The organism is Cesiribacter andamanensis AMV16, from assembly GCF_000348925.1.
Classification (GTDB): Bacteria; Bacteroidota; Bacteroidia; order Cytophagales; family Cyclobacteriaceae; genus Cesiribacter; species Cesiribacter andamanensis.
Map to the genome: position 1 here is coordinate 1 of NZ_AODQ01000001.1, position 12961 is coordinate 12961.

General features: G+C 52.4%; 10 protein-coding genes and 2 pseudogenes. 6 read left to right on the plus strand and 6 right to left on the minus strand.

Features of this window, described 5'->3' with window-relative positions:
* The first annotated feature begins 388 nt into the window (after window positions 1-388).
* From ADICEAN_RS00005 to ADICEAN_RS00015, 3 genes are all read left to right on the plus strand, one after another.
* Window positions 389-922, plus strand: a complete 534-nt coding sequence (locus ADICEAN_RS00005) for a YceI family protein (protein ID WP_009193415.1) — start codon at window positions 389-391, stop codon at window positions 920-922.
* A 202-nt stretch (window positions 923-1124) separates the two neighbouring features.
* Entirely contained in the window at window positions 1125-2480 is a 1356-nt protein-coding gene (locus tag ADICEAN_RS00010; protein ID WP_009193416.1) for a M16 family metallopeptidase, read from the plus strand.
* 30 nt (window positions 2481-2510) lie between these two features.
* A complete protein-coding gene (locus ADICEAN_RS00015) occupies window positions 2511-4079 on the plus strand; it encodes a M16 family metallopeptidase (RefSeq protein ID WP_009193417.1) in 1569 nt (522 codons plus the stop codon).
* Between the two features lie 273 nt (window positions 4080-4352).
* Here ADICEAN_RS00015 and ADICEAN_RS00020 read toward each other — a convergent pair whose 3' ends face one another.
* Both ADICEAN_RS00020 and ADICEAN_RS00025 read right to left on the minus strand, forming a co-directional pair.
* Window positions 4353-4730 carry a DUF779 domain-containing protein gene (locus ADICEAN_RS00020; RefSeq protein ID WP_009193418.1) on the minus strand — a complete coding sequence of 126 codons (378 nt, stop codon included), beginning with the start codon at window positions 4728-4730 and terminating at the stop codon, window positions 4353-4355.
* 72 nt (window positions 4731-4802) lie between these two features.
* Window positions 4803-6329, minus strand: a pseudogene (locus tag ADICEAN_RS00025) (aldehyde dehydrogenase family protein).
* Window positions 6330-6458: 129 nt separating this feature from the next.
* On the opposite strand from ADICEAN_RS00025, the gene ADICEAN_RS00030 reads away from it, so the two are divergent.
* Window positions 6459-7388 carry an AraC family transcriptional regulator gene (locus tag ADICEAN_RS00030; protein WP_009193421.1) on the plus strand — a complete coding sequence of 310 codons (930 nt, stop codon included), beginning with the start codon at window positions 6459-6461 and terminating at the stop codon, window positions 7386-7388.
* 104 nt (window positions 7389-7492) lie between these two features.
* On the opposite strand, the gene ADICEAN_RS00035 is transcribed toward ADICEAN_RS00030, so the two are convergent.
* A complete protein-coding gene (locus tag ADICEAN_RS00035; RefSeq protein ID WP_009193422.1) occupies window positions 7493-7990 on the minus strand; it encodes an FKBP-type peptidyl-prolyl cis-trans isomerase in 498 nt (165 codons plus the stop codon).
* Between the two features lie 420 nt (window positions 7991-8410).
* Here ADICEAN_RS00035 and ADICEAN_RS00045 point away from each other — a divergent pair, with 420 nt between their 5' ends.
* On the plus strand, window positions 8411-10129 hold the full coding sequence (locus ADICEAN_RS00045) for a glycosyltransferase family 39 protein (protein ID WP_009193423.1): 1719 nt from the start codon (window positions 8411-8413) through the stop codon (window positions 10127-10129).
* Between the two features lie 109 nt (window positions 10130-10238).
* Here ADICEAN_RS00045 and ADICEAN_RS00050 read toward each other — a convergent pair.
* Window positions 10239-10690 (minus strand): annotated as a pseudogene (locus ADICEAN_RS00050) (peptidylprolyl isomerase).
* A 95-nt stretch (window positions 10691-10785) separates the two neighbouring features.
* Here ADICEAN_RS00050 and ADICEAN_RS00055 point away from each other — a divergent pair.
* A complete protein-coding gene (locus ADICEAN_RS00055) occupies window positions 10786-11343 on the plus strand; it encodes a PepSY-like domain-containing protein (RefSeq protein WP_009193426.1) in 558 nt (185 codons plus the stop codon).
* A gap of 76 nt (window positions 11344-11419) precedes the next feature.
* Here the strand turns inward: ADICEAN_RS00055 and ADICEAN_RS00060 are convergent, their stop codons facing one another.
* Both ADICEAN_RS00060 and ADICEAN_RS00065 read right to left on the minus strand, forming a co-directional pair.
* On the minus strand, window positions 11420-11824 hold the full coding sequence (locus ADICEAN_RS00060; RefSeq protein ID WP_009193427.1) for a hypothetical protein: 405 nt from the start codon (window positions 11822-11824) through the stop codon (window positions 11420-11422).
* Entirely contained in the window at window positions 11821-12915 is a 1095-nt protein-coding gene (locus tag ADICEAN_RS00065; protein WP_009193428.1) for a GAF domain-containing protein, read from the minus strand. The genes ADICEAN_RS00060 and ADICEAN_RS00065 overlap by 4 nt, the downstream gene beginning before the upstream one ends.
* Window positions 12916-12961 lie beyond the last annotated feature (46 nt).

The following is a 12961-nucleotide window of genomic DNA, read 5'->3' on the forward strand; positions in this document are numbered from 1 at the left end:
TGAAAGGGAGGNTAAAAGTAAGCCAGCAGTAGGAGTATAGAAATAGCGCAGTATCAAAAAAGTGAAACTGTTAGCAGACACTAGTTGTGCATACCGCAAAATAGGCTTCTTGCTTAGCAAACACAAATTAGCCCCTGCTGGTTAAAAACATTCCAGCCCGGTGGCTACTTTACTCATTACAGCTAAGCGGGGCTGCAGGGAGGGGGTGAGCAAAGGATGGACAACGTACAGGAAGGGGGAACTAAAATTTTTAATTGATGTTTAAACATTGAATATCAGATTTTCTGTACATTTGAACCGGCGCTCAGTTCCCGCCCACATACAGGCAGGAGCAGGCTCAGGAGAAAACGTAGTTAATCGCATTTTATAACCACTAAATTCAACACCAATGGCTATTACATGGAAAGTAGATCCCATGCACAGTGAGATCCAGTTTAAGGTAAAACACCTGATGATCACTACCGTAACGGGATATTTTAGCAGCTTCGATATTGAAGCTGAAACAGAAGACGATTCGTTCACAAGCGCCAGGCGGGTAGTATTTACAGCCGATGTAAATTCAATCAGCACCAACAACGAGCAGCGCGATACCCACCTGAAGTCGCCCGACTTCTTTGATGCGGCCAACCACGGCCAGATCCGCTTTGAAGGCAATAGGTATGAAAAAGTATCCGGCAATGAGTACAAGCTGCATGGCGACCTCACCATCCGCGGCACTACCAAGCCGGTAACGGTTAATGTAGACTTTGGCGGAATAGTAGTAGACCCCTATGGCCAGACCAAGGCGGGCTTTACAGTAACCGGCAAAATCAACCGCAAAGAGTTTGGCCTGAGCTGGAATGCCGTTACCGAGGCCGGCAGCGTAGTGGTAAGCGACGAAATTCGCCTGAACTGCGAGGTGCAGCTGGTAAAGCAGGCCTAAGCGCTCTCAGAAAAAATAAAACAGACCGGCTACAGCAGTAGCCGGTTTTTTTGTGGATGCCTGGGGCATCAGCAGCAAGCCGCTACCCCTTACCAGCAGTGGGCGTCCATTCATGGGCCCTTTGCGCCTTTCATCTTAAAAAGGGGATCTATTTGGCCATAATTGCTTATTTTGGCAGTATCATCAATTATTTTTCAACAAGATGTTCAACTATACCTTTTTATCACTGCTTCTGCTGCTGGTAGTAGGCCAGCAGACAGCCGTAGGCCAGGCAAAGGGAGAGGTTTTTCCGTACAAGATTAACCAGACCCAGCTGCCCAATGGCCTCAATGTAGTTACAGTTCCCTATAACAGTCCGGGGCTGGCCGCTTTTTACATTGTGGTGCGGGTAGGCTCCCGCGAAGAAGTAGAAGCGGGCAAATCCGGCTTTGCGCACTTCTTTGAGCACATGATGTTCCGCGGTACCGACCAGTACTCCAAGGAAGCCTACAGCAATGCGCTGAAGGGTATTGGTGCCTCGGCCAACGCCAACACCTGGTGGGACCGCACCGTGTACCACATGACGGGCAATGCCGGTATGCTCGACAAAATGTTTGAGCTGGAGGCCGACCGCTTCATGAACCTGAAGTACTCTCAGGCCGATTTTAAAGTGGAGGCCGGCGCTGTAAAGGGCGAGTACACCAAGAACTACGCCAGCCCGGCCATGCAGCTTTACGAAAAAACCTACGACACTGCTTTTGAGAACCATACCTACAAGCATACCACCATTGGCTTTTGGGATGATGTGGTGGATATGCCCAACCAATATGAATATTCGCTGGAGTTTTACAAGCGCTTTTACCGGCCGGAGTATTCTACCATCATTGTGGTGGGAGATGTAACACCAGAGCGGGTAAATGCCCTGGCCAAACAATACTTTGGTCAGTGGGAGCGGGGCGATTACCAGCCCCAGATCCCGGCCGAGCCGGAGCAGACCCAGACCCGCTATGCCCATGTGCAGAACCCAAACTTTCCCCCCTCGCTTAGCCTCAACTTTAAAGGTCCTGCCTTTAGCATCGATCAGAAAGATAAGGCAGCCCTTGACCTGTTTGCGGCCATTGCCTTCTCTCAAAAATCACCCATCTACAAAAAGCTGGTGGTAGAGGAGCAAAAGGTGCGCAACATAGGTGCCTACGGGCTTGATACCCGGGATCCGGGCCTGTTCAGCATCTCTACTTCGCTGCTGAAGGCAGAGGATATGGACTATGTAAAAGGGGAGATCGAGCGGGTGATCGAGCAGTACAAGAACCAGCCTGCCGATGCAAAATTGCTACAGGAAGCAAAATCGCGCATGCGCTACAGCTTTGCCATGGACCTGGACAGCCCGGACAATATTGCCAATGCCCTCTCGCAGGTGACCTGGCTTACCGGCAACCCGGCCGATATCAACAGGCTTTTTCAGCTCTATGAGCAGGTAGGCCCGCAGGATATCCAGAATGCCGTGCGCAAGTACCTGGTATCTCAGAAGCTTACCATTGGCACGATAGCGCCGGCTGCTGACTCTCCCTTTAAAAGCTAAGCAATGCTCCAATCTCATTATACAGGACACATGAAAAACATCACTATATACCTAGCAGGCCTGCTGCTCCTGATTGGCTTTGGCCGGCAGGCCCAGGCGCAGGAAGTTATTGAACTGCCCATGCCGGAATCGCCCTCGGTGGTGGTAAAGCTGGCCTTTCGCAATGGTTCCATCACCGATCCGGTAGGCAAGGAGGGGCTTACCAACCTTACCGCCCAGCTGCTGACCCAAACCGGCAACAGCACCCTTACCAAAAGCCAGATCGATGATATTCTGTACCCTTGGGCGGCGGCCTACTGGTCGTTTACCGATAAAGAAATGTCCACCCTTACCTTTGAGGTGCACCGGGATCACCTGGACCAGTTCTATGAGATCTTCCGGGGCGTGCTGCTGAACCCCTCCTTTGCCGAGGCCGATTTTACCCGGGTAAAAAGCAATGTGACCAACTTTGTAGAGCAGGTGATCAAGTCGTCGTCTGATGAGGACTACAGCAAAATGACCCTGGAGGCCATGCTTTATAAGGGCACCAATTACCAGCACATGAAGTGGGGCAGCTCACAGGGACTGGCCGCCATTACCCTGGAGGATGTGAAGAACCACTACCGCAGCTTCTTTACCCGCAACAATGTGAAGATTGGCATCACCGGCAATTATCCCAAGCAATTTCTGGCGCGCCTGAAGGCCGATATTAACCAGCTGCCCAATACCAAGCCCGTACTACCCAAGCCGGCAGCACCTGCCACGCCTGATGGCATCCGGGTACAGATGGTGGCCAAGCCGCAGTCGCTGGGCACAGCCATTTACACCGGCTACCCCCTGAGCATCAACCGGGCCTCCAAAGACTGGCCGGCCATGCTCATTGTAAACTCCTACCTGGGCGAGCACCGCAAGTCCTATTCCCGCCTGTACCAGCTGATCCGGGAGCAGCGCTCCATGAACTATGGCGACTATACCTACATTGAGTGGTATGAATCCGGCGGTAGTAACATGCTGCCCACCACGGGCTTTCCGCGCTCATCCAACTACTTCAGCATCTGGATCCGCCCGGTGCAGTCGGCCTACAGCCTGCAGTCGCAGTACCCCGAGATGAAGGAGCTAAAGGTAGGCCATGCCCATTTTGCCCTGCGCCTGGCGCTGGATGAGATTGAGCGGGTGAAGAATCAGGGCCTGACCAAAGAAGAGTTTGAGCTTACCAAGCAGTTTCTGCGCAGCTACATGAAGCTCTATACGCAGACCCCTGAGCGTCGCCTGGGCTTTATGCTTGATTCTAAATTCTACGGCCTCAATGATTACATCGCCGAAATGGACAAAGCCCTGGAGCGCCTAAGCCTGCAGGAGGTAAATGCCGCTGCTAAAAAGCACCTGCAGACCGAGAATATGTGGGTATCGATGATTGTAGATGCCGATGAGGCTGAGGCTCTGAAAGAAAGCCTGCTGAAGAACAGCCCATCGCCCATGACCTACTCGCAGGCCGTACAGGAGAGCCTGCCGCAGGAAGTGCTGCAGCACGACAAGCGCATAGAGGGCAAAAAGCTGAATGTGAAGGAAGTTACCATCATTAAGCCAGAGCAGACCTTTGTGGCCGGCCGGGATAAATAGGCGTAGCGGCCTTTGTTTCCTGCCCATACAAACGGGTAGGTACAGCAGTTCATGACAAAAGCCCCTGGAGAAAGATCCTTTCCGGGGGCTTTTCTTTTATCCCATCATCCACCAGAGCAGCAGCACCAGCCCTATGAGCAGGATTATGAGCGACAGGGTGGAATTGCGGCGCCGGGGCCGGGGTGTTTGCGGAGGCCTGAACATAGGGTGTATTTACTGGCAACTACCCTAACAACCAGTTACCTGGCTAACTGTTTTGGGGCCTTCAGGGACTTACATCTGGCCAAAGCGAAGGGCTTCAAGTTCGGGCAGCTCCTCTTCCCGAAAGAGCCGGGATTTTAGCAAAAACCGTACGCCAAGGGGTATTTCAAGCGAAAAGCTGGCGCCCCGGCCCGGGGTTACATCTACGGTAAGCTGGGTATGCTGCCAGTAAGCAAACTGGTCTTTGGCCATCCAGAAGTCGCAGCCGGCAATGCGGCCCAGCAGTACATCTTCCGGGCCTATCAGAAATTCTCCCTCGGCAAAGCACATGGGGGAGGAGCCATCGCAGCAGCCACCGCTTTGATGAAACATAAGCGGGCCATGCTGCTCCTTAAGCTGGGCTATAATGGCTTCGGCAGCTGGAGTAAGGGTTACACGGGCTGTTTTCATGGGTGGAAGGGGGTAATGAGAAAAGGAGCAGACTGTGGTACTGCCTGCCCCTTTTGCTCCATCAGTCACTGCTTAGAAGAAGCCTATGGCTTTTTTGTCGTACGAGATGAGCATGTTTTTGGTCTGGCGGTAATGATCCAGCATCATCTTATGCGTTTCCCGTCCAAAGCCCGATTTTTTGTAGCCACCAAAGGGGGCGTGGGCAGGGTAGAGGTGGTAGCAGTTTACCCACACCCTGCCGGCCTGAATGCCCCTGGCAACACGGTAGGCCTGATGGGTATCGCGGGTCCATACCCCTGCGCCCAGTCCATAGAGCGTGTCGTTGGCAATTTCCAGCGCTTCCTGCTCGTCCTTGAAGGAGGTGATGCAGGTAACCGGTCCAAAGATCTCTTCCTGAAATACCCGCATTTTGTTGTGTCCCTTAAAGATGGTGGGCTGGATGTAATAGCCATGTTCCAGACCGCCATTTTGCAGGTAGGCACTGCCGCCGGTGAGTACCTCGGCTCCTTCTTCCCGGCCTATCTCCAGGTAGCTTTTGATCTTTTCGTACTGATCGTTGCTGGCCTGGGCGCCCATCATGGTATCGGGGTCCAGGGGGTGTCCCATTTTTATTTGTTTGGTGCGTGCTACCAGCCGCTCTATAAAACGGTCGTAGATATCTTCCTGTACCAGAATGCGGGAGGGGCAGGTGCATACTTCTCCCTGGTTAAGGGCAAAAAGCACTGCGCCTTCCAGGCACTTATCAAAGAAGTCATCATCCTCGTTCATTACATTGCTGAAGAAGATGTTGGGAGATTTGCCGCCCAGCTCCAGGGTAACTGGTATCAGGTTTTGGGAAGCATACTGCATTATGAGACGGCCGGTGGTGGTTTCGCCGGTAAAGGCCACTTTAGCCACGCGGGGCGAGGAGGCCAGGGGTTTGCCAGCCTCAATGCCAAAGCCATTCACCACATTGAGTACGCCGGGAGGCAGCACATCCTGAATCAGCTCCAGCCAGACCATAATGCTGGCAGGGGTTTGTTCGGCAGGTTTCACAATGGTACAATTGCCGGCAGCCAGCGCAGGAGCTATCTTCCAGGCGGCCATTAGCAGCGGAAAGTTCCAGGGTATGATCTGGGCTACTACGCCAAGGGGCTCTTTCAGGTTGAGCGAAACGGTATTGCTATCCAGTTCGGAAACACTGCCCTCTTCGGCGCGGATCACTCCGGCATAATAGCGGAAATGGTCAACCACCAGCGGCAGGTCGGCAGCCAGGGTTTCCCGCAGGGCTTTGCCGTTGTCCCAGGTTTCTACCCGGGCCAGGTAGTCCAGGTTTTGCTAGGTAATGTCGGCAATCTTCAGCAGCATGTTGCTGCGCTCAGTGGCCGAGCTGTGGTTCCAGCTTTTGGCGGCATGGTGGGCGGCATCCAGTGCAAGCTCTACATCCTTGGCATTGGAGCGGGCCACTTTGGTAAAGGGCCGTCCGTCTACCGGCGATACATTATCAAAATACTCACCATCAACAGGGGCTACCCATTTGCCTCCTATAAAATTGTCATACTTTACTTTAAAAGTAGGCGGGCTAAACGTGCGGGTCTCTTCAGTAACTGTAGTTTTCATGGCTGCTCGTTTTTAGTAAAAAAAGTGTATATTAAATGGCTGATGCACTGATGGTAAGTTCCTGAAATCGATTGCGGAAAACTATCAGTATTCTATCAGGCGGTGCCACTATCCTATCATTTTTAGCCTATGACCCAGCATGGTATTGTATTAGGACCAGCCTTTCAGAAACGGACCCTTGAGCAACTGGTGGAGAACCGCACCAGCTTTCAGGGCTCACACTCCGAGTTGCACATCTATGAGACCCATGCCACTGCCCGGGCCGTAAGCCTGCAGTTTCGGGAGCCGGTGCTTACCAGCATGATCATGGGCAAGAAAGTGATGCACCTGCAGGGCATTAAGGCCTTTGACTATATGCCGGGCGAATCCCTGATCCTGCCTGGGAATGAGCCCATGCAGATCGATTTTCCGGAAGCATCGGCTACTACGCCCACCAAGTGCCTGGCGCTTGCCATTTCCCCAGACCTGATTCGCGATACTGTGGCCTATGTCAACGACCGCATGCCCCGTGTGGCAGAAGAAGGGGAGTGGGGGTTTATGGAGGATAATTACCACCTGTTAAACGATGCCTCGGTCAGCAGCCTGCTGAATCGCCTGATAGGGGTGTTTCTGGAGGGCAATACGGCCCGGGATATTTTTGTGGACCTCTGCCTGCAGGAGCTGCTCATTCGCCTGATGCAAACCCGTGCCCGCAACTTGCTGGTGCAGCAATATGCACAGTACCGAAACTCGCACCGCATGGCACATGTGGCGGCCTACATCCGGGAAAATCTGTACAGGAGCATCAGTGTAGGGGAGCTGGCCAGCCAGGCCTGCATGAGCGAGCCTGCTTTTTTTAGAAGTTTCAAACACCAGTTTGGCCTAACCCCCATTGAATACATTAACCAGGAGCGTATTACCCTGGCCAAGCAGTTGCTAAACGAGAAGCACCTGTCGGTAACCGAGATAAGTTTTGCCTGTGGCTATAATAACATGAGCTATTTCATCAGCCAGTTTAAAAAGCAGCTGGCGTTTACCCCCACCCAGTGGCGGCATCGCCTGAAGAAGAGCAGTCACTAATGCATAGCTGCAAGGGGGTGGCAGGCAGGGGAAAAAAAAGACCAGCCGCGGGGCAGGTCTTTTGTGCCGTGGCGGACTGCCCCGGCAATGGTACATAGATACGCTTAGTGATGGTGTCCGCCCGGGCCATGCACATGGCCGTGGCTGATCTCCTCCTGGGTGGCCTTGCGCACCTCCAGTACTTCGCCGCTGAAATTCAGGGTTTTGCCGGCCAGCATATGGTTAAAATCTAGCTTAACGGTATCTTCCTTTACCTCCAGGATCACACCCTGCAGGGGGTTGCCGTTCTGGTCCTGCATGGGAATGATATTGCCTTCTACCAGCATATCTTCCTGCAACTCGCCTTCTATCTTGAATACATCTTTAGGCAGATCCACAATGGCTTGCGGATCAGGATCACCATAGCCTTCTTCGGGTTGTACAGTAATGGTGTAGGTGTCGCCGGCCTGCTTGCCCAGCAACTGTTGCTCAAAACCTGGTATCATCATACCCACCCCTACCAGAAAGGTAAGCGGGTTGCTTTGATCGGTTTTTTCCACCAGATCCCCATCTACCTCCAGGGTGTAGGTAACGGATGCTACGGTGTGTTTGTCAATTTTCATGAAACAATATTAAGTGAGTGTGCAAAAGAACGGAAATACTCCCAGCTGAACAAACAGGGCAGGGGGTTAGCCCTCCTGACGCCCAAGCCGCTATCTTCATAAGTAAAAAGCCTACAGGCTTGTTTGGCAGGGCGATCAAAAAGAATGGGCAAGGGGGTAGCTATTACCTGCTTCTTAAAATTTGCCGGCCAGAGCAAAACCTTAATTGCGTAAAGCGAGTATAACAAATGTTTGCAATATGCAGGTTGCCCTCCTCCTGTATTCCTCTTGCCGAGGGGGGGAGCGTCAGCAGGCAGCGGATTGAATTGACCAGGCGCCCTGGCCGGGCCCCCTTGCCTTTTTCTGGCAGCTACTCCAGCCTGCTGCAGATTGCATTTCATAGGAACTTAGCGCTGGTACCTTACTTTTTAATTAGATCGAATGCTGTACTCTTTTAATGTAGCCAAGCCGGTGGCCGATCAGGCGCTACCTGAGGATACACTTAGCACCCGGCAGGATGCACTACTCTGGACGCTGGTATGGGCAGTACTGGGAGCAGGGGTGTTTCTGCGCCTCTTTCACTATTTTGATAACCGCTCCCTCTGGGTAGATGAGATCTATCTGATGACCAGTGTTCTGAAAATGGGGTTTCTGGAACTGACCACCCCAGCGCTCGATTATCAGCAAAAAGCCCCCATTGGCTTTCTCTGGCTGGTAAAGGCCTCCGCTCTGCTGTTTGGCATAGGTGAGAAATCGCTGCGGCTGGTACCGCTGCTGGCGGGTTTGGCGTCCTTAATCGTATTCTTACCGGTAGCCCGCTTTTTTCTGAAGCCCCTGGGTGTGCTGGTGGCCATGGGGGTGCTGGCCTTTGCGCCACCGCTGGTTTACCATGCCGTTGAGGCCAAGCAGTACGGCATGGAGATGTTTACCACCATCCTGAGTCTGTACCTGTACACTGTTTATCATAAGCGCTTTGATTACCGTTCGCTGCTGATGTGGGGTTTCTGGGGTGCACTAATCCTGTGGTTTTCGTATGCGTCTATTTTTGTGCTGGTCGGCATAGCCGGGGGGGTAAGCCTTTATTTCCTTATCAAAAAGCAGTGGACACCCCTGCTGCGCTCCATGATCCCCTTCTCACTTTGGGCGGTAAGCTTTTTGCTGAATTATTTTCTATTTACCCACAAACATGCCGAGCAGGAGTGGCTGGTGGCCTGGTTTCGGGTGCGGGAGGGCTTCTTTCCCATCCCATTCTACTCCCTGGCCGGGATAAAATGGATATTTCAGTCGCTGTACCGTACCCTGGAGTACCCCCTGGGGGTTATGTGGAATGCCGAGCCTTTTAATACCATAGAGAATGGCCCCATACGGGTTATGCTAAAGATGCCGCTCTTTATGTTTGGGTTCTGGGCGCTTGGCTTGCTGTACTTTATGCGCAGAAACCTGAAGGTCTTCTTTATTTTATTGTTTCCGCTGCTGCTTACGCTGGCGGCTACCCTGCTGGAGTTTTACCCCTATTACGAGCGCCTGCTGGTGTTTCTGGCACCGCTGCCTATTTTGCTCATTGCCAAGGGGTGCGAGCGTTTTACCAGCTTTTTCGCTAAGGGAGCCAAATGGCGGTACATTTTTCCGCTGATCGTGCTGTTCTGGCCCATGTGGAGCTCGGCCAAGCAACTGGTCAACCCCAAGCTGTTTGGGGATTATAAGTACTCCAACTACCGGGAAGCCCTGCTGTATGTACATGAGCATTATCAGGAAGGAGACATTGTGTATGTGTACTGGAATATTGAGCATGCCTACCACTACTATAAAAAAGCCTATGGGCTCACCTATGAGATGGTAGAACTGACCGACCGCAAGCATACCGTAAGCAACAAGGAAGAGTACATGGCCTCCTACGCGCCTCAGTTTGCAGCAGCCCAGGGCAAGCAGCGCGTCTGGTTTATTTATGAGCGTTTTCTGATGCTGAATATTGGGGACTATGACAATGACCCTGCCTGGTACCATGCCGAAGATGTAAAAGGAGGACAGGCCCCCCTGCAGAAGTTCAGAAGCATGGGCCGGGAGCTGGAGAGCCACCTTTACCCCAATGCGGGTGTTAGCCTCTTTGATCTGCAGCAGCCGCCAGCACCAGCGTCCGGAGCGGCTGCTCCGGCCCTGTAAACAGCGGGCTCGGCCACCTGCGCCAGGTGGCAGTACTGGTGGCCGGCAAAAAAAAACGTCCCGGCAAAAAGTAGTTGCCGGGACGTTTTAGTGTGTGCTCAACACAAGATCAGGCCTCGCTGCCTTCTTCATGTACCACCACTTTCTCAATTACATCGCCCTGGCGAATGTCGTCAATTATATCCAGGCCCTCTACCACCTTGCCAAATACGGTATGGTTGCGGTCCAGGTGCTGGGTATTCTGGCGGTTGTGACAGATAAAGAACTGAGAGCCCCCGGTGTTGCGGCCCCGGTGTGCCATGGAGAGCACGCCGCGGTCGTGGTACTGGTTGTCGCCGGTTAGTTCACAGGGAATGGTATAGCCCGGGCCGCCGGCGCCGGTGCCATCGGGGCAGCCGCCCTGCACCACAAAATTTGGGATCACCCGGTGAAATTTAAGGCCGTCGTAATAGCCCTTTTTTTGAGAGGTCCAGGAAGTTTTTTTACAGTTTTAGGGGCATCTTTTTCAAAAAATTGCACCTTCATCACTCCTTTATTCGTATGAATTTCTGCGGTTTTCATAATGCTGATATCCGGTTGTTTTATAAAGTAACATGCAAAAATAAGGATATCGGTTCCGTAAAACCATTTTTTTATCATTAAACACAGAAAGTACCATGTTCAAGTATTATAGTGTTCTAGTGGCCTCCTTCCTGTTTCTGGGGGCATGTTCACAATCATCAGATCAGCAAAACGAAGAGATTCCCTACGCAGCCACGGAAGCCGAGCCTGTAGATGACCGGCTGGAGCGTATCAATACCTCAGCCCCTGTAGAAGAGGCTGAGGAGGAGGAAGAGATCATAGCCGAAGAAGAAGCCATAGTGCTTACGCCAAAGGAAGCGTTTGCCAAGCAATACCCGGGCGCTCAAAAGATCAGGTGGTCTGAGGATGACAACGGCTATGATGAGGCAAGCTTTGAGATGGATGGTGAGAAATACCGCGCCGATTATACCAAAGAAGGCGAGTGGGTAGAAACCGAAAGCAGCCTGAAGTATGACGTGCTGCCCATGGCCGTGCAGGAAGTGATCGAGGCCAAGTACAACAAGGAAGAGATCACGGAGGTAGAGCGCGTGCAACACCCCTCAAAAGGCGTATTCTATGACATAGAATTCAAAAAGGATGGTAAAAACCATGATGTGGAGATCAAAGAGAATGGCGAGATCATCAAGGAATAAGCGCCATTCAGGATAAATGAAAAAAGGGAGCCGCCAGCTCCCTTTTTTGTTTACAGCCGTTTACAACGGCAAAGCATCAGGCACTTAGCCAGGCTTCGGCCTCGCTCCGGTGCTGAAATGTTCTCATCTCAAAGCCCGTTCCGGGAATTTTGGTTTGCAGATCTTCAGACGACATGGCCGAAAAGATATCGGGCGATACCACAAAGGCAAATTTTTGCAGACCACCGGCAACCGCATACGGAATCCAGTTCTGGCCCAGCCAGTCGTTGGCTTCATCCCAGGAGCCTTCGCCCTTGCTGCTGTCGTTCAGCGATTTGGTAAAGGTGCTCTGGTCGGTGTTGGCCATCACAATTTTTACGGCTTCAATCACCTCATCAGAGTTAACATAGCCATTCCACTCGCCTTCGTACCAGCCCCTGGCTGTATTCATAAAGCCGGTATAATAGGTCTGGCCCAGCTTATTTTTTACTTCAATTTTCATGCGGATTGTAAGTTATGTGCTTTCAGTTGGTTTAATTCTTCTTTTAGTTGCTGAAGCTCGGCTTTGAGGGCGGCTTCACTCTGGCGAAATTTGGCCACCAGCTTTTCGGTGGCTTTGGTCTGGGTTTCTATGCGTTTGTTGGCCCGCTCCTGTTCCAGCTGGCGGACCTGTTCTGTTTCGGCCCGGGCTTCCTGCAGGGCATTGAGCTGTTTTTTGAGCTCCTCTTCATTGGCGATAAGCTCCCGCTGCAGACGGTTCTGGTTTTCCTGGGTGGCGCTCAGCTCCTCCATGTTCTGGCGCATTTCTTCTTCCTGCGCCCGCAGCTCCTCGGCCTGCTGCTGGGAGTCCTGCAGCAGGCGCCGGGTGCGCTCATTTACCTTTACATTGGCAATGGTAGAGGCAATGCTTTCGCCCAGCCTCTCCAGGAAGGCAACTTTATGGGGCTTGATGGTGCTAAAGCTGGCAATCTCCAGAAAGCCATGTACCTCTTTGTTTAGCAGCAGGGGTACAATTACCAGACAGGAGGGGTTGGCAGTGCCCAGGCCCGAGGTGATGTTCACATAATTCTGGGGGATATCGGTCATGTAAATGGTATCCTTCTCCAGGTAGCACTGCCCGATGAGGCCTTCGCCAGGGGTTATCTGTTTTTTGAGGTGCTTTTGCCGGTTGTAGGCATAGCAGGCGGCCAGTTCTATGGTTACGCTGCCCCCCTCTTGTTCATCCAGCAGAAAAAGCCCCCCCTGGTTTACCTCCAGGTAGTTGACCAGGGTAGAGATGATCTTCTGGTAGAAGTGGGCCGTAGAGGTGCTGCTGGAGCGCAGCAACTCGGCAAACATGGCCATGCCATGGGTAGCCCAGCCTCTTTCCTTTTCTTCTTCTGAAATTTTCTGCAGCTGCAGCTGCATGGAGAGCAGCGCTTCCCGCAGGCCCTCGGAGTCGGCACTCTCCCCCTGAAAGGTGGCTCCCAGATTGCCGGTCTCAATTTCTTTAATGAAAACAGTGGCCGCTTTTGTAGAAGCCATCAGTTGCTGATAGGCTCTTTGTAAGGCCTCAAAAGTTTCAGTTTTTACCAGTTTAAAAGGCACGTTCATAGGCGCGGCATTGGGGGCAAGTAAGGGGGGTATTCCTTTGCAAGTT